Source organism: Paenibacillus sp. MMO-58, from assembly GCF_037146255.1.
Taxonomy (GTDB): domain Bacteria; phylum Bacillota; class Bacilli; order Paenibacillales; family Paenibacillaceae; genus Pristimantibacillus.
In genome coordinates this window covers 747,122-763,937 of record NZ_JBBCVY010000001.1, presented here as the reverse complement: position 1 = coordinate 763,937, position 16,816 = coordinate 747,122, and the positions used below count along the sequence as shown (strand labels likewise).

At 54.8% G+C, this 16,816-nt stretch carries 13 protein-coding genes; 2 read left to right on the top strand and 11 right to left on the bottom strand.

The genetic code is table 11. From position 1 onward, the window contains the following. Positions 1–59: 59 nt before the first annotated feature. Together addA and addB are read right to left on the bottom strand one after the other, a co-directional pair. A complete protein-coding gene (gene addA / locus WFJ73_RS03375) occupies positions 60–3,893 on the bottom strand; it encodes a helicase-exonuclease AddAB subunit AddA (RefSeq protein WP_336771711.1) in 3,834 nt (1,277 codons plus the stop codon). Beyond that, positions 3,880–7,407, bottom strand: a complete 3,528-nt coding sequence (gene addB / locus WFJ73_RS03370) for a helicase-exonuclease AddAB subunit AddB (protein WP_336771710.1) — start codon at positions 7,405–7,407, stop codon at positions 3,880–3,882. The genes addA and addB overlap by 14 nt, the downstream gene beginning before the upstream one ends. 187 nt (positions 7,408–7,594) lie before the next feature. On the opposite strand from addB, the gene WFJ73_RS03365 reads away from it, so the two are divergent. Continuing rightward, on the top strand, positions 7,595–7,915 hold the full coding sequence (locus WFJ73_RS03365) for a hypothetical protein (protein ID WP_336771709.1): 321 nt from the start codon (positions 7,595–7,597) through the stop codon (positions 7,913–7,915). Between the two features lie 257 nt (positions 7,916–8,172). Here the strand turns inward: WFJ73_RS03365 and WFJ73_RS03360 are convergent, their stop codons facing one another. Next, the gene (locus WFJ73_RS03360; RefSeq protein ID WP_336771708.1) at positions 8,173–9,540 is read right to left on the bottom strand and encodes a class I SAM-dependent rRNA methyltransferase; all 1,368 of its coding nucleotides are present in this window, start codon (positions 9,538–9,540) and stop codon (positions 8,173–8,175) included. Between the two features lie 96 nt (positions 9,541–9,636). Here WFJ73_RS03360 and WFJ73_RS03355 point away from each other — a divergent pair, with 96 nt between their 5' ends. Then, entirely contained in the window at positions 9,637–10,605 is a 969-nt protein-coding gene (locus tag WFJ73_RS03355) for a Na/Pi cotransporter family protein (RefSeq protein WP_336771707.1), read from the top strand. Here WFJ73_RS03355 and WFJ73_RS03350 read toward each other — a convergent pair. The 8 genes from WFJ73_RS03350 to dnaJ form a co-directional block, all read right to left on the bottom strand. Next, entirely contained in the window at positions 10,602–11,033 is a 432-nt protein-coding gene (locus WFJ73_RS03350) for an NUDIX hydrolase (RefSeq protein ID WP_336771706.1), read from the bottom strand. The genes WFJ73_RS03355 and WFJ73_RS03350 overlap by 4 nt on opposite strands. 109 nt (positions 11,034–11,142) lie before the next feature. After that, positions 11,143–12,489, bottom strand: coding sequence for a tRNA (N(6)-L-threonylcarbamoyladenosine(37)-C(2))-methylthiotransferase MtaB (mtaB, locus tag WFJ73_RS03345; protein ID WP_336771705.1), 1,347 nt, complete (start codon positions 12,487–12,489; stop codon positions 11,143–11,145). Between the two features lie 7 nt (positions 12,490–12,496). Next, on the bottom strand, positions 12,497–13,273 hold the full coding sequence (locus tag WFJ73_RS03340) for an RsmE family RNA methyltransferase (protein ID WP_336771704.1): 777 nt from the start codon (positions 13,271–13,273) through the stop codon (positions 12,497–12,499). Between the two features lie 63 nt (positions 13,274–13,336). Beyond that, positions 13,337–14,008 carry a site-2 protease family protein gene (locus WFJ73_RS03335; protein ID WP_336771703.1) on the bottom strand — a complete coding sequence of 224 codons (672 nt, stop codon included), beginning with the start codon at positions 14,006–14,008 and terminating at the stop codon, positions 13,337–13,339. Then, positions 14,005–15,006 carry a 50S ribosomal protein L11 methyltransferase gene (prmA, locus tag WFJ73_RS03330; RefSeq protein ID WP_336771702.1) on the bottom strand — a complete coding sequence of 334 codons (1,002 nt, stop codon included), beginning with the start codon at positions 15,004–15,006 and terminating at the stop codon, positions 14,005–14,007. Before prmA ends, WFJ73_RS03335 begins: the two co-directional genes overlap by 4 nt. Positions 15,007–15,106: 100 nt before the next feature. Next, entirely contained in the window at positions 15,107–15,319 is a 213-nt protein-coding gene (locus WFJ73_RS03325; protein ID WP_336771701.1) for a hypothetical protein, read from the bottom strand. Beyond that, complete coding sequence (locus WFJ73_RS03320; RefSeq protein WP_336771700.1) at positions 15,319–15,489, bottom strand: YfhD family protein; 171 nt, start codon at positions 15,487–15,489, stop codon at positions 15,319–15,321. The genes WFJ73_RS03325 and WFJ73_RS03320 overlap by 1 nt, the downstream gene beginning before the upstream one ends. Positions 15,490–15,590: 101 nt before the next feature. Continuing rightward, positions 15,591–16,730 (bottom strand): molecular chaperone DnaJ, encoded by a 1,140-nt coding sequence (gene dnaJ / locus WFJ73_RS03315; RefSeq protein WP_336771699.1) that lies wholly within the window; start codon positions 16,728–16,730, stop codon positions 15,591–15,593. Positions 16,731–16,816 lie beyond the last annotated feature (86 nt).

Sequence of the window (16,816 nt, the reverse complement as noted above, 5' to 3'; positions counted from 1 at the left end):
TCCGCGGAAAGACAGGAATGCTGTCCTCCCGCGGAGATGAATGCGATAGCCTAGCGTCTTTATAACTTTACTGCCTGTCCGCCATCAAAAAAGAATACATGGCTTTCCGCAATCGGCCGGCCGATAACCGACTCGATAGCCTCCGCGTACAGCTCCAATTGGAATCTGTGGCGCTCTGCCGCCTGCTCCCACTGCTTCATATAGATCCGGTCGGTTTTATAATCAAGCAGGACAATGCCGTTCTCGTCTTCGAAGAGACAGTCAATGACGCCCTGAATCAGAACCGGTTCTCCGGCCATATCGGATGCCAGTCCCGGATACACGCGCTGCGCCGGGAACATGCAGCTGAACGGAACCTCTCTCCTTACCCATTTGGCAAGAACAAGCCGCTTGCCGATCTCCGTGTCGAAAAAGGCTGCAACGGCCGGAAGATCGATCGACTCTGCTTGTCTTGCGGTCAGCAGCTTTCGCGATACCATATCGCTCAGAATAGACTCAAGCCGGACCACGTTTACATCACCGGTAAGCGGTAAATGCTGCATCAGAAGATGGCTTACCGTTCCCTTCTCGGCAGCCGTAAGCGCGGCTTCCTCCATGAACCGCGGCCGTCTTAACCGGAAGGTATAACTGCCACCGCTGCCGCTCTTCTTGCCGTCTTCTTGTTGCCTTTCGGAAAAGGCACCGACCGGATATAAAGCTGCGCTGTCCTCCGGCATTTCCACCGCTTCCGAATGCAGCCGTTTCATCTCCGTAACCGACGTTTTGGCCGCTACAAGGGTAGATGCGCGATAGCCGTAACGCCACTCCAGCCGATTGCGAAGCTCTTCATCCCGGTCCACCCGATCGAGCTGGGCTAAAGACAATACCCCTTGCAGGCGGTCTTCCCTCGCCTGATCCTCTTCCGTACGCTCCTCGACGCCAATCGCCGCTTCAAGCCCCAGCATGGCGGCATCTACAACGCCTGCACGCCATTGCAGCAGTCTTGATTCCTCCTGTCCCGGCACCGTTTCATCCGGCAGCTGATTAAAAGCTGCGGATGCGAGCGGACCCAGCCAGTCCAGAAATGTAGACGCCGAGCTTAACCGGAAATCCGGAATATATCCCTTGGCATCCGAGGCGGTCTGCCAGCGGCGCTGTTTGGCCGCGGCATCGGACACGGTGCCGACCAGGAACATTTTCTCCTTGGGACGGGTTAACGCAACGTAGAGAATACGCATTTCCTCGGCAAGCATTTCCATCCGCATACGCCGCCTGATCGAGAGGAACGGCAGAGTCGGATAGCTGACGCGTTTCTCCGGGTCGATAAATTTGGGACCGAAGCCAAGCTGCTTATGCTTCAGAAATGCGCTGCGCAAATCCTGTTGATTAAAGTTCTTGCCTAAGCCTGCCACAAACACGACGGGAAATTCAAGTCCTTTACTCTTATGAATGGACATAATGCGCACGACGTTTTCCTGTTCCCCAAGCGCCCTGGCGGTACCCAGATCACCGCCGCTGTCCCGCATCCGCTCAACGAAGCGCAGGAAGCGGAACAAGCCCCGGAAGGAGGTCGCCTCATACTGGCGGGCACGGTCATGCAGCGCTCTAAGATTCGCTTGACGCTGCACGCCTCCGGGTAGACCCCCCGCAAAATCGTAATAGCCGGTCTCCCGGTATATACTCCAGATCAAATCGGCTAGCGAGCCTTGTCTAGCATCATTCCGCCATCTGTCCAGCCGGTCAAGAAACAGCGACAGCTTGCGTCTCAGCTCATCCGGCAAAAGAAGATCGCCCGCCGCCTGCAGCACCGCGTCATAGTAGGTATCATGCATTGCACCGATCCGGATAAGAGCCAGCTCTTCGGCATTCAAGCCGAAAATCGGGGAGCGAAGAGTACCCGCTAGCGGGATATCCTGATACGGATTATCAATCACCCGAAGCAAGGAAAGGATCGTCTCCACCTCTGTCGCGTCGAAATACCCGCTGCTCAGCTCCGCGTAGGCGGGAATGCCCGCACCTTGAAGCTCCTCGATAATGACGGGAGCCCAAGCCTGCGTGGCCCGCAGCAAAATGACAATGTCGCGCCATTCCATCGGGCGGTTCTCCCGCTTCTTGCCGTCATAGACTCGGAAGCCTTCGTCAAGCAGCGTACGGATCTGGCGGGCAATAAGCCTTGCCTCCAGCTGCGCCGTCTGCAGCTCTTCCGCCGATTCGGCAGCCGGGCCGGCGCCTTGCTCGGATTCTTCATCGGAATCCGCAGCTGATGCCGACCCATCCTCCTCGTCCGAAGAGCCCGCTTTATCGATAACCGCAAGCTCGACGGCAAATCGTCCTGGCCTGTCAGGCTCGGGATAGGAAGCCCCGCATACCAGCTCGGCACGCTTGTCGTAATCCATCTCCGCGACCGTTTCTCTCATGATGGCGCGGAATACGTCATTTACTCCGTCAACGACTTCAAGCCGGCTCCGAAAGTTGCGGGCCAGATCGATACGAAGACCGTCACCGCCCGGCGCACCGTAATTTTTGTATTTGCTCATGAACAAATTCGGCTCCGCCAGACGGAACCGGTAAATACTCTGCTTCACATCGCCTACCATAAACCGGTTGCCGGCATGCGGATTGGCAATCAGGGACACGATAGCTTCCTGCACCATGTTGGTATCCTGATACTCGTCAAGCAGAATCTCATCGAACTGGCGCTGATACTCCGTAGCCGCAGACGACGGAGTCGTAAGCTCAGGCGTTGACTCCGGCGATCTCAATATCCTTAAGCAATAATGCTCCAGGTCGCCAAAATCGAGCAGACCCTTCGCCCGCTTCGCGGCTTCGTACCGCTGTCCGAATTCAATGACAAGCTCGGACAGCGCAGCCATGAGCGGAGCAAGCTCCCGCAGCTCCCACGCGAACTCCTCCGCCGAACGTCCGAACAATTCGTCCGCAAGCGAGCTGATCAGCTTCTTCGCTTGATCGCGAAGCTCCTTGGCCTGCTCTTGCATGCCTTTATCGTAATCATCGCCGCGCATAGCCTTCAGCTTGCCGAACTGCACGGATTGGAACGATTCGAACCACATCTCCCAAGGATGCATGCGTACGGTTTCGGCTAGGCTGGCCACAACCGCGAGATCCTCTTCTAAGGTTGCCGCATAAGGGGCCGGCCCCGCCGGCTCCCGCGTCAACCGCATTGCCTGCTCAAGAAGGGACGCCGCACCCGACAGCGCCAGCTCGACGTCAGTCCTCAAGCTGGCCACCCAAGGACTGCTCCTGAGCCCTTCCACGTCCTCAACCATAAAGCTGGACGCGGTTTGGCGGAGCCAATGCTCCGGCCAAGGATGGCTCTGCGCAAAGTCATAGAGCTGTTGAACCAGCTTGTACAACGGCTCGTCGCCGCGCTCGCCGCCGTAGCGGTCGGCCAGGCGCAGGAATGCCCCGCTGTCTTCGGCGGATCCTTCGTATTTTTCTTCGAACAGCTGATCCAACACGTCGATGCGCATCAGTTCGCTTTCTGTTTCATTAGCAATCCGGAAGCCCGGATCGAGCCCGATTAACGGATAATACCTGCGTATAACATCGAGACAAAATGAGTGGAGCGTCGTAATCGACGCCCGGTTCATAAGCGCAAGCTGTCTGCGCAGATGCTCCGATTCCGGCTGCCTTTCGAGCTCTTTCTCCAGCGCAATCCGGATCCGGTCCTTCATTTCGGCAGCCGCCGCTTTCGTGAAGGTTGCGACCAGCAGCCGGTCAACATCGGAGAACGAGGAGATTTTCCGAATTATCCGTTCTACCAGTACCGCCGTTTTTCCCGAACCTGCCGCCGCGGCAACCAGAACATCCGAGCCTTCCGTCACAATCGCGTGCCACTGGTCATCGGTCCATGTGCTGTTCTCCGGTTTAGCCGGCCTATTATTCGTTTCCATCCGCTGTCTCCTCCTCTCCATGCAGCTGCTGCCAAATTTCATCTTCCGAAAGCTTGCTCAGCTTCGTGTATTCATTGCCGTCGAATAACGGGTCAAATTGGCATACCGGCTTGTAATCGCAGTATTGGCAAGGCGACTTCGTTCCGAGACGGTAAGGCTCGATCGACACCTTTCCGCAGCCGATTTCCGCACCTATTTTTCCGATGGTCCGTCTGACAGAGCTGCGCAGCACATCCCACTGATCGTCCGTCACAACGGAAGAACTGCTGTAAAAGCTTCCGTCGCGCTTCAATGCAACAGGAAGAATCTCCGAGTAGCCGGATTCCAGATCGCCGTCCATCAGCCTGGCCGTTTCCGCTTCGGCTGTAATAAGTCCCCGAGTTTTGAATTTTTTCAGCATTCTTGCGTTTACCTCGGCCACGGATAGCCCGTTGGATACCGCAAGCATCGGATTATGAACGTGGAAATAAAGCACGCCCGCAGGCGATGCCGGCTTTCCGAGCCATTCGGAAGCATGCGTAACAAGCACGTCAAGGTATGTGAGCATCTGCAGAGACAGTCCAAACGCCACTTCCTCCAGCCTGAGCTGAGTTGCGCTCGATTTGTAATCCAAGACGCGCAGCAGCAAGCCCTCCTCGGTCTCAGCCGCGTCTACGCGGTCAATCCGTCCGATAATTTCCATCGTGCCCCCGTTATCTAATGGAATGACAAGGGAAGGCAGCGTGCCGTCCGGGCCAAAATCAACCTCGAGCCCGACCGGCTGGAACTGAGCCCTGCGGGAATGCTCGCTTAAAATAACCGCCGCCTGTGCAACAATTTCCTTCAGCTTGCGGGCAATGTATTGGAACCTGCCGCTGCTGAGCAGGATTTGCGACTGCAGCCTTGGCGCCAGCTCGTCAACGGCCTTCGCCGCCGCTTCGCGAATTTGCCCTTCCGGCATCGAGCCCCAGCGCTGCCCGACGCTTCCGGCCAGACGGCTGAGCGCCGCATGGAACAGCTGCCCGACATCCGGCGCTTCAAGCCGGTACATCTGGCGTTCGCGCAGCCTTAAGCCGTGAATGGCAAAATGCTGGAACGGACAGGATACGAATCGCTCCATCCGCGACACGCTTGCCTTCAGCTTGGTCCCGTAGAGCTGCTCTGCCGTTGTTGTCGTAAGCACCGTCTCCTGATTGGAGAAGCTTAATGACCCGTTCATGAGGTGCAGCTTGTCCTGCCACTCCGGCCGGATCGCAAACCAGTTATAGACGTCCCACCAGAATGGCGCAATCTCGGACCCTTGCCGCCAGGCACGAAGCTCCGTGATCAAATAGGCAAGCGTCCTCTGAGGATGCTCGATATAAGAGCGCTGCTCGCCCGTCTCCATACCCGGAGTCGGCTCTCCCGCCTTCTGATAGACCGGAATGCCGGGGAACAGCTGCCTCACCTGCCGGATCACTTCCGAAGGCAGCAGCGTTTTCCCTTCCTCATCGGCCTGCGCCCAGCTGATCCACAGATGCTGGCTGGCCGTTGTCAGGGCGTTATAGATCAGGAAACGTTCGTCGAGAAGTCTGCGTCTTACGCCCGGCGCCATGACCAGACCTTCTTCGGCAAGGCGTTCCCGCTCCTGCTCGGTCAGCACGCCGTCCTCTTGAATGCGCATCGGCATTACGCCGTCGTTGGCGCCAAGCACATAACAGATCTTTACATCCCCGGAACGCGTCCGGTCCATGCTGCCGATCAGTGCCTGATCAAGCGCGGGAGGTACCGCCGCAAGCTTCAGATTTTCGAGCCCCGTCTCCACCATGCCGGCGAACAGCTCCGGAGGCATATCCTCGTCCCCGACCATTTCCACCAGCTGATCCAGCAATTGCATGACGCCATCCCATAGCTGGCGGTGTGATCTGGCACGCTGCGTACGACCGGACGCGCTGTCCTCGCGGCTCCATCGTTCAAGGCGGTCGGCGGCATCCGCATGATCCAGCAGCTTGTATAACGCTTCGCACATGTCCTTGACGTTGGAGGCTTTCTTCAAAGACTGTTCGAACCGGCGAAGCGGAGGTACAATCGCCTCTCTCGCCGCCATAACGGCCTGAAATTCCCGTTTGGCTTTTGCGGACGGCTCGGATACCGTTTCCGGCTCATCCTCAAGAGACTGCTGCATAAGCGGCTTCCACCTGGAGCGGTCAAGCCACTTCCATCCGTCGACTCCGGCTGCCAGCACATAGTTCTCCAAGCGGTCAAAAAGCTCGCGCGACATGCTGCCGTCAATCGGGAACAGCAGCTCCGTCTTGATGCACCGGAATACCGCCTCGTAATGCCAGCCGTGTAGCACCGTCTCCAGCGCGGAACGGATAAATTCAACGAGCGGATGATGGACCGTATTATTCTTTTGGTCAAGGAAGTAGGGAATCTCGTAATCATCGAAAATCGTTTGAATATAGTCCGTATATTCAGCCGCGTTCCGCACCATAACCGCCATGTCTCGCCAGCGAAGACCCTCTTCGCGTGCCCGCCTAACCATATCCCGCGCCGCTGCTTCCACCTCGGCTCTTCTGTTGGCGGAGGCATGGAGGGATACGCCGCAGGCAGAACTGTCTACAGCCAGCAGCTTCTTATCCGGTATAAGCATTGGGGTTCTTCCGCCATAATGCTTCTCTAGATGAGCCAGCATCGAACTCCCTTTGAAGCGGTATGGAACTCCTTCATCCAGCACGACGGTTTCATGCACGGGTACGCCGGCTTGCGCCGCTAGAGCAGCCAGTTTGCCGTACGTTTCGGCCGTAGGGTGGAAAAGTTCAAGCTCATGCGGCATTTCGCCGTTATCGTAAGGACGGTCAAGCGTAAGCGCAACGGTCACTTCCGCGGAAGAAGCGATCAGCGTGCCAAGCGCATCGTATTCCTTCGGCGTAAAACCATGGAAGCCGTCAATCCACAGATGGGCACCCTGCATCGCCGGCGCGTTGGCATAGCCTGCAATCAGCTGCGTCAAATAATCTTCCGAATCGATATAAAGGCCAAGCAATTCCTGCTCCAGCTTGTCATATACAAGCCGAAGATCATGCAGCTTCCGGTTAAGTAGCGACGCGTCTTCTACCGATGCCGTTTTTTCCTTCAGCAGATCGGCATCAATCCCGTAGCGCTTCCACTCGGTCAGCAGCTCGCCAAGCCGTTCAATGAAACCGGGCTGCTCCGCCCCGCTTTGGAAAAGCTCAAGCTGCTTGCCGAGCCTGTGTATAATCTTGAACAGCATCATATGCTTGCCGTTATCGCTGATCGGAATTAACGCGGTGCCGCCCGTCTCCTGCATGACGCGAAAGGCCAGACGGCGGAAGCTAAGCGCCTGGGCGCGAATCGTCCCGCTTAGCGACGTGCCTTTCAAAAGCGCGTACTCCGTCTGGAATGTAGCCTGTTCCGGGACCAGCATAACAAGCGGCGCTCCATCCGGCTCGCCTTGCAGCTTGGCGCGGATTGCGTCCAGACAATACGTTGTTTTCCCCGTTCCCGAGCGGCCAAGCACAAATCGAAGCCCCATCCTAACTCTTCCCCTCCGAATCTATCTCATAATCTATCATTCTATCATAGCGCGGGTCCTTTTTCACCCGGACGACAAACGTATGTTCTGGAAGAAGTGCTATCTTTTTAACAAGAAAATATTGCAATCCCTTAAATGCCGAGTATAATACTAGGTAATATAATGATCCGGATTGGAGGAACGGCAAATGACCTCGGAAGATACGCAATGGATTAACGATTATCTGGATTTATACAACTATGCCAAGCAAATCGGCGATCTGGAGTGGCAGCAGGAGATTACCCGTTCGCTCGCCGGGTGGAAGGAACAAGCATGCCAGCAGGCTCTGTCAGTGAAAGCCGCTGAACTATGGAGAAAGTTTGACGTCATCAACCGGAAGATGCTTGATCTTTATCGGCAATTGAGAAATTCCGATGATTCCTCCGATTTGAAAACGTTACGGGAAGAGGTCTGGCTGCTGAAGCTTCAGCGTGTCGAGCTGAGCCGTCAATTCAAAGAATCCTTCTAGCAAGGTGAACCGGCTATCGTCCATTATAAATTCTTAGAATAAAATAAAAAATCCCGCATGCGGATTTCCGCTCTGCCGGATTATGGGTTAGCAGACATGCAGTGAACTGCTCTGTCCATTATGGAACCGCTGGGTACAGTCGTCTGTCTCTCAGCGTTACATTCCTATTATACACATCTATTAATCGATTGAATATGTCTATTTTTCGAACAAGAAGCCGCATGGATCCCTCACCGATCCATACGGCTTTTTCCGTATTATTTACTCCGCACTTCGAACACGGCAAATTTCAAGTAATGCCCTTCCGATACGCCAAGCAGCTGCGGATGATCCTTGCCAGCAGCCCGCCACTCCACGAGACGCAGCAGCTTGCCGGCATCGGATGCCGCTTCCTGAATCGTCTCTAGGAACAGATCCGGCCGCATATGGTACGAGCAGCTGGCCGTAACGAGATAGCCGCCTTCGTTAACCAGCTTGAGGCCATGCAGGTTGATGTCTTTATAACCCCGGCATGCTCCGGCAACTGCGCTTTTGGTCTTTGCGAAAGCGGGAGGATCGAGGATAACAACATCCCATGTACGGCCCCCGCCGCTAAGAGGCTTCGAAGTATCCGCACCGGCACGGCTGCGCTCCGCACGCTCTTCAACGCCTTTTACCTGCGTGCGCAAATAATCAAAGGCATCCGCCACGACAAATTCTACGCGATCCGTGAAGCCGTTACGCTCCACGTTGCGGCGCGCCGTATCGATGGCATGCTCGGATACGTCGAGACAGGTTACTTTTTTCGCGCCGTATTTGCAGGCATGGAGAGTGAAGCTGCCGGTATGGGCAAAGCACTCCAGCACGGTCGCACCGTCCCAATAAGGGAAAGTCACTTCTTTGCCGTTCGTATTCACCGGTACAAGCCTCGTAACTTCGGTATCCGTATCAGCCGGACGGTTCTCGAGGCGAATGCCGCTGCGAGCTCCCCAGCCCTTCATCAGGGGTTCGATAGAAGCGCGGTTCTCGCGTTGATCGTAGAAATAACCGGTCTTTTGACCTTCCACGATATCGACTTCCAGCTTAAGACCATTCTCTTCAATCTCGAGTATCCGCGGGCACTCCCCGTACAGAACTCCGGTACGCAGCTCAAGTCCTTCCAGCTGCCTAACTCCCACATCGCTCCGCTCGTAGATCCCCTTCGGCTGGAATACGTCAACAAGAGCGTCTACAATCGCTTCCCGGCGGATATCCAGTCCAAGCGTCAGAATCTGAACGACCAGCACATCGGCGAAACGGTCTACCACTAGACCGGGAACAAAATCAGCCTCTCCGTAAACGAGCCGGCAATCGCGGTCCTGCACGAACCGGCTGCGGTGCGCTTCGCAAAGACGAAACTTCTCGCGGAAGAAGCCCGCGTCCATCTCTTCAAGCGGCTGATAGGAGGCGACCCGGACCGTGATTTGGGACTTGGGATTGTAATAACCGGTTGCCAAATATTTACCGTTAGACCCAACGACATCTACCAGCGCTCCCGGCTCCGCTTCCCCTTCCAGCTTTTCGATTTCATTTGCGTAAATCCATGGGTGGCCTGCTTCAAGACGTTTCCTGCGGCCCTTCTGCAGCCATACTTTCGCTTTGCTCACTTCGTTAATCTCCCTCTCTGTTCCTGGCTTGTCATGCTTGTCTTAGCGTAAGCATATGTATCAACGATAACTTTTTATAAAAAGGAGAATCCTGCTATGCTCCATTCCATTCTTCTGCCAATGGCGATCGGCTTCACCATCTTTATAAGCGGGATGAAGCTGATGGAGCTGGCGCTGCACCGGTTAGCCGGCCCGTATCTGCAGCGTATGCTGCATCGTTCAACGGCGACCCCCATCCATGGCCTTGCAGTCGGCACGGCAACTACCGCATTTTTGCAAAGCAGCACAGCCGTTACCGTTATCGCCATAGGGCTCGTCAATGCCGGCCTGCTTACCTTCCCCCGGACACTAGGCATTATCCTAGGAAGCAACATCGGCACCTGCCTGACGACCGAGCTTATCGGCCTGAGCTTAAATAAACTGTCCGTTCCATTGCTTCTGCTGTCCCTGACCGGCTGGCTTTCAACCGTACTGCTGAACGAACTCGGAATCTGGCCCAAAAACCGGTCGCTTCGGCTGCTCGAGACCGTTCGCTCCTCCGCCGTTGCCTTAGGCGGCTTCAGCCTGCTGCTTGCCGGGATGGCCATGATGCAGGCGATTGGTCCCGCCGTGCAGGAAAGCTCCATGTTCAGCTGGTTCCTGGAAAAATCAACAAGCAGCCTCTGGTGGGGATTAGCCGCCGGCGCGGTGCTGACAGCAATCGTCCACAGCAGTGCTGCTGTAATCGGTATTATTATGGGCTTTGCAGCCATCGGGGCAATGCCTCTCGAGCTTGGCGTTGCCGTTGTGTTAGGCGCGAATATCGGTACATGCGCAACCGCGCTGCTCGCATCCTTCAGCGGTTCAAAGTCTGGTCAATACGTAGCATGGTCTCATACCATCCTAAACGCCGGCGGCGCTTTGCTTTTCATGCCGTTCCTTGGCGAGCTATCGGCTATTTCAGGCTGGTTCGCCCATTCCCCGGCCAGCCAAATCGCACACGCCCAAACGATTTTCAATATTCTAAGCTCGCTGATTGCCTTGCCGTTCTGCTATTTGCCGGCTTTCCGCAAGCTTCCGGTCTAATCAAACTTTACGCCAAGCAAGCTGAGGGCTCCCGCTACAATCCGGTTATTATTCTCATAGCCCGACTGCTTCTGGCGTCTCCAGGCTTCAAGCGGATCAAACCATTCGACACCGCGGATTTCTTCCACCTGTGCCTGGAGCGATCCGCCAACCGCTTCAACCAAATAATAATGAACCTCCTTATTGACGGTTCCCTTATTCGCATCATGATACTGATACTTGATTTGGTCAATCGGTTTAACGATAACCCCGATCATGCCCGTTTCCTCGGCAATTTCCCTAAGCGCCGTTTGTTCGACCGTCTCCCCGGGCTCCATCTTGCCTTTCGGGAGCGACACTTTGCCATAACGGTCCTGTATCAGCTGGATTTGCAAAAGTCCAGCCTCGTTCCGGCGATAGACTACGCCTCCTGCCGAAATTTCAACCATTTCCGTTTCCCCCCTTGCCTGCTTGACATTTGCATGCAACAACGAGGATTCCCCACTTATTCCGATACGACAGAAATGAGCGTGAAATCCTCGTGCGTTATTACTATCTCTAAGCTCTCATCGCTTCTGCCGGTACATCGTCCAGTACGCGGACAAGCTGAGCGCGGCATTCATTGACGCCTGCTTCAGTAATTTTTACGCGGCAAAGCTTGCCGACAAGCGCTTCGGTTCCTTCAAACACAATCTGAATATAGTTATCCGAGTACCCCATCACAAGCCCCGTACCGGGAGCGCCTTTGTAGTCACGCTCCGGAATTACATCCAGTACGGCACCTACATGCTGCTCGGCATAAGCAAGCTGCATTTTCTCGGACAGATCGATCAGCTTATGAACGCGTTCGTTCTTCACTTCTTCGTCCACTTGCTCGTCCATGCGGGCAGCCGGCGTGCCTGTTCGCTTCGAATAAGGGAAGACGTGCATTTCCGAGAAGCCAACCTCTTCCATAAACTTGTAGCCGTTCTCGAACATTTCTTCCGTTTCGCCAGGGAAGCCAACGATAACGTCAGTCGTAATCGCCACGCCAGGCATAGCTTCGCGGATCCGTTTCAGCTTGGCAGCGAACTCGTCCGTCGTATATTTGCGGCGCATCCGCTTGAGCACCGAGGTATCGCCGGCTTGAAGCGGAATATGCAGATGACGGCACATTTTGGTCGAACGGTTAAGCACGTCGATCATCGCATCGTCAATCTGGCTGGCTTCAATCGAGCTGATCCGGATCCGCTCCAGTCCGTCGATCTTATCCAGATCCCACAGCAGGTCAACGAGACGGTAGTTCTCCATATCGTCGCCGTAACCGCCCGTATGAATACCGGTAAGGACGATTTCCTTGTAGCCGGAAGCTACAAGCTGCTTCGCTTGCTCGAGCACGCTCTTCGGATCGCGGCTGCGCGAAAGACCGCGCGACCACGGAATAATGCAGAAGGTGCAGAAGTTGTTGCAGCCTTCCTGGATTTTCAGGAAAGCGCGCGTGCGCTCGTTGAAATCCGGTACGTCGAGCTCCTCGAACTCACGGGTCTTCATAATGTTGCGAACCGCGTTAACCGGCTGGCGGTCATCGTGAATCTGGTTCACAAACGTCATGATTTTCTCGCGGTCCTGCGTTCCGATAACGAGGTCAACCCCCGGAATCGCCATAATTTCCGCTGGGGATGTCTGGGCATAACAGCCCGTAACCGCTATAACCGCATCCGGATTACGGCGCACCGCGCGGCGGATAATCTGGCGGCTCTTCTTGTCGCCCGTATTGGTAACCGTACATGTATTGATCAGATAAACGTCAGCCGTCGATTCGAAATCAACCTGCTCGTATCCTTCGTTTTTGAACAGCTGCCAAATCGCTTCCGTGTCGTAAAAGTTAACTTTGCATCCCAAGGTGTAAAATGCAACCGATGGCATAAAATCGTTACGCTCCTCCCATTTCTCCGGCTTCGTACAGCAAGCAGGTAAGACCGACGATCCCCGCGGTTTCCGTCCGCAAGATCCTCCGGCCAAGGCCTACGATAACGGCTCCAGCCGCCTCTGCCTCATCTGCTTCCCGTTCCGTAAAGCCGCCTTCGGGACCAACGATGAGCAGCACCTTCGGCTCGGCTGGCGTATGGCCAGCCTTCCTCCAGCTTATCACGGCATCCCGGATGCCCGTTCCCGCTGCTGCATCGCCTTCCCGTTCATAACAAAATAACGCTAAATCAAAAGCCGGAATAACTTCCTTCAGCTCGCGCCAGCTGCGCACGGGCTCGATAGCCGGAACACGGCAGCGGTGCGACTGCTCCGCTGCTTCCTTGGCAATCTTGCTCCAGCGCTCCATACGCTTCGCTTCCTTCTTGCCGTCATATTGAACGATCATCCGCTCGGATTGAAAAGGCGCAAAAGCATAAGCGCCAATCTCGGTCCCTTTCTGGATGACCAACTCCATCTTATCGCCCTTCGGCAGGCTTTGCGCGATGGTTACCGACCAGCTGGACTCGCTGCCCATCGGCAGCTCATCCACAATATCCGCTACTACCTCCGAAGAGGTTGCCTCGCGTACCGAAGCAAGCACGACGCGGGAAATGCCGTCGCTAGCGATAAACTTTTCTTCCGGCTTCATCCGCATCACGCGGACGGCGTGGAAGGCATCTTCTCCTATTAAACGCACGCTAGAGCCGTCAAACTGCTCCGCTGCCACAAAATATCGCTGCATTGCGTCAGTCTAACCATCCTTCATAATAGCATGTTTCCGCCTTAAAAATCTATGAAATGCGGCTTAAAACAGCGGTTGGAATAAATTGAAAAAGAAATTGTAAAGCGGCTCCCACCAGCCGAGAATCGGATCTAGCGTAACCCGGCGAAGCGGTGGAAGAAACACGAGCAGGAGGAAAATGTACATACCCCACTGTACGTTTTGATCCATCTTAATCCGTGCCTTCAGCGGCACCAGATCCTGAATAATCCGGTAACCGTCGAGTGGCGGCAGCGGAATCAGGTTAAAGATAAACAAAAGGAAGTTCAGATACATGAAATAAAAGAAAAAATGCTGAAGCGCCAAGTTAACGCCGTTTGAACCTGCATACATCAGACCGGTCTTCTCCAGTATTAACACAATAAGAACGCCTAAGACGCCAAGAAGCAAATTGCTGATAGGACCAAGGGCCGATACGATAACTCCCATGACGCGCGGATTCTTGAACCGGCTTGGGTTGATCTGAACAGGCCTCGCCCAACCGAAGCCTGCGATCAGAATAAGGATGGCGCCAAGCAGATCGATATGCACGCGCGGGTTGAGAGTTACTCTTCCCATCTCTTTAGGCGTGTTATCGCCAAACTTATAAGCGCTATAGGCATGGGCGAACTCATGCACCGTAAACGATATGATCAGGACCAGCGCAATAAACGGCAGGTCCTCGATTGGATACGCTAAGAAATCATCCCAGCTCATTCATTCACCTGCGGCTTTCTCGCCACGAATGCAATCCAATCCTGATCGCGGCGCTTATCTACGATTTCAAAGCCCGAGCGGATCAGTCCTTCCTCCACGTCGGCTTCTTTGTTCATGTAAATACCCGATGCAATGTAAATACCGTCAGGCTTAAGCGCTGCGAACACATCATCGATAAAGAGCAGAATAATTTCCGCCAGAATGTTCGCTACGACCAGATCTACCGGAAGCGATACCGATGTTGCCAGCGCATCCCGCTCATTGACCGCATGAACAACCTTGCCGCCAAGCACGCCCAGCAAATCGCTTTCCAGCACTTCGACATCGTTCTGCAGTCCGTTAAGCCTTACGTTCTCCGTCGCGCTTGATACGGCTACCGGATCAAGATCCAGCGCCAACACGCGGCGTGCGCCAAGCTTCATCGCGCCGATAGCCAGAATACCGGAGCCCGTACCCACGTCGATTACTTCTTCGTCGCCTTTAATTACCGATTCCAACGTTTGAAGGCATAGCGCGGTGGTTGGATGCGTACCCGTGCCAAAAGCCATGCCGGGATCGAGTTCAATGATGCTCTCGCCGGCAGCCTGCTCGTATTCTTCCCATGTCGGCTTGATCGTCAGCCTTTCCGACACTTTTATAGGCTTGAAGTACTGCTTCCAGGCTGTAGCCCAGTCTTCTTCGTCAACAAGCTTAAACGAGATTTCGTAGGTACCCGGGTCAATGCCGAATTCCTTCAACTGCTCAATCCGCGGCACAATCTGCAGCTTGAGCTCGTTCATGTCCACGCTTTCCGTAAAGTAGCCTTTGATAACCGCTTGACCTTCCGGAATATCGTTCAGCGGCTTCTCGTACCATTGTCCAAGAGAAGTGTCCCGCTCCTTGTTCAAAGTACCCGATTCTTCAATGGATACGCCGCCTGCGTCCATTTCATGCAAAAAGTTAGAGATCATCTCGATTGCCTGTTCCGTTGTCGAGATCGTAATTTCATGCCATTTCATATGTACTATAACCCTCCATTGAGAAAACTACCATCTATTGTACACTATTCATCATTGATGCACAAAAAAGCGGCAAACACAAGTTTGCCGCTCTTAAGAATCAGCCGATCGTTCCGGTCTCCGGACTGCCGCCGATCTGTTCAATCATATGAATGGCCCGTTCGACAATCTCTTCATCCACCGTAGCGGTAAGCAGACCGTTCTCTAACAAACCGTTCACTTCAAAGGCTCTGAGTGCCTGCAGCTTGCGGAGCGCCTCCTGGGCTGCGGACGGCTCGCCGAAGTTTGCCCGGATCTCAACTTGCTGGGACATTACTCGCCCTGCTCGTTCTGGGCCCGCGCATCCGCTGCAGCTGCGCGTTGTGCCGCTTGTTTGTCCGCTTCGTCGGCAAGCTCTTGGGAGAACTCGACATCCTCGTTTTTGCCAACCGGCAAATCCCCGAAGTTCACTTTCTCCATATAGTCTTTGTTCCCGCTCGTCATTGTTATCCAGCTCCTTCAAGTAAGTAGGTAGGTCCATTACTTAAATAGCTTGTTGCAAGGAAAGCCGAACTATTCGTAACCGCAAAAAAAGACGTTCCGGGCTACTCGCCGCGGAACGCTTTCTTCATTTTTTCGAAAATCGATTCGTGATGCTCTTGGGTCTCTGCCGGGGACTCGCCGCCGATTCCGCCAAACTGGCGGAGCAGGTCCTTCTGCTCATCCGACAATTTCGTCGGGGTGACAATCGTCACTTTGACGTGCTGGTCGCCTTGGCCGTAGCCGCGAAGCTTTGGAACCCCTTTGCCTTTAAGCCGGAAATAGGTACCCGTCTGCGTGCCCGCAGGAATTTTCAGCTTCACCTTCTCGGTAAGCGTAGGGATCTCGATCTCATCGCCTAGCGCCGCCTGAACGAAGGTCAATGGCACTTCGCAGTAGATATCGTCATTCTCGCGCTCGAAGAATTCATGCGCCTTCACGCGGATCACGATATACAGATCGCCTGCCGGGCCTCCGCGGAGTCCGCCCTCCCCTTCGCCGGAGAGACGAATTTGAGCGCCGTCATCCACGCCCGCAGGAATTCGTACATTAATTTTACGCTGTTTTTTCACTCTGCCTGCGCCGTGGCAAGTTCCGCATTTCTCTTTGATTACTTTGCCCGAGCCGCCGCAATTCGAACATGCCCGGCGATTGACCATACGGCCAAACGGCGTATTCTGGACAACCTCCTGCTGACCGGAGCCATGACACACCGTACAGGTTTCCGGTTTGGTTCCCGGCTTCGCGCCGGAGCCGGCGCAAGTATCGCAAGATTCCGTGCGAGGAATCGTAATTTCCGTCTCTTTGCCAAATACAGCTTCCTTGAATTCGATGGTCATCGAATATTGAAGGTCGTTGCCGCGCTGCGGCGCATTCGGGTCGCGGCGTCCGCCGCCACCGCCAAAGAACATGTCAAAGATATCGCCAAAACCGCCAAAATCACCATTTCCGGAGAATCCGCCAGCTCCGCCCATGCCTTGATTCGGATCGACGTGACCATATTGGTCGTATCTTGCGCGTTGTCCGTCATCGCTCAGGACATCGTAAGCTTCCTTCACTTCTTTGAACTTCGTTTCCGCGTCTGCTTCTTTATTGACGTCAGGATGGTACTTGCGCGCCAGCTGCCGGTACGCCTTCTTGATCTCGTCTCCGGAAGCGCTCTTGCCTACGCCAAGCACCTCGTAATAATCGCGTTTATCTGCCAACTCATCTCACCTCCACCCATGTTTGCTGCAATACAGCCTATTCGCACAAGGAGGCCAAAGACAGGAAGACCCTGTCTTTGACCTCT

Excerpts from the sequence above, each read along its gene's own strand:
- addA (WP_336771711.1), bottom strand. The coding sequence starts at position 3,893 with ATGGAAACGAATAATAGGCCGGCTAAACCGGAGAACAGCACATGGACC.
- addB (WP_336771710.1), bottom strand. The coding sequence starts at position 7,407 with ATGGGGCTTCGATTTGTGCTTGGCCGCTCGGGAACGGGGAAAACAACG.
- WFJ73_RS03365 (WP_336771709.1), top strand. The coding sequence starts at position 7,595 with ATGACCTCGGAAGATACGCAATGGATTAACGATTATCTGGATTTATAC.
- WFJ73_RS03355 (WP_336771707.1), top strand. The coding sequence starts at position 9,637 with ATGCTCCATTCCATTCTTCTGCCAATGGCGATCGGCTTCACCATCTTT.
- WFJ73_RS03350 (WP_336771706.1), bottom strand. The coding sequence starts at position 11,033 with ATGGTTGAAATTTCGGCAGGAGGCGTAGTCTATCGCCGGAACGAGGCT.
- mtaB (WP_336771705.1), bottom strand. The coding sequence starts at position 12,489 with ATGCCATCGGTTGCATTTTACACCTTGGGATGCAAAGTTAACTTTTAC.
- WFJ73_RS03340 (WP_336771704.1), bottom strand. The coding sequence starts at position 13,273 with ATGCAGCGATATTTTGTGGCAGCGGAGCAGTTTGACGGCTCTAGCGTG.
- WFJ73_RS03335 (WP_336771703.1), bottom strand. The coding sequence starts at position 14,008 with ATGAGCTGGGATGATTTCTTAGCGTATCCAATCGAGGACCTGCCGTTT.
- prmA (WP_336771702.1), bottom strand. The coding sequence starts at position 15,006 with ATGAAATGGCATGAAATTACGATCTCGACAACGGAACAGGCAATCGAG.
- WFJ73_RS03325 (WP_336771701.1), bottom strand. The coding sequence starts at position 15,319 with ATGTCCCAGCAAGTTGAGATCCGGGCAAACTTCGGCGAGCCGTCCGCA.
- WFJ73_RS03320 (WP_336771700.1), bottom strand. The coding sequence starts at position 15,489 with ATGACGAGCGGGAACAAAGACTATATGGAGAAAGTGAACTTCGGGGAT.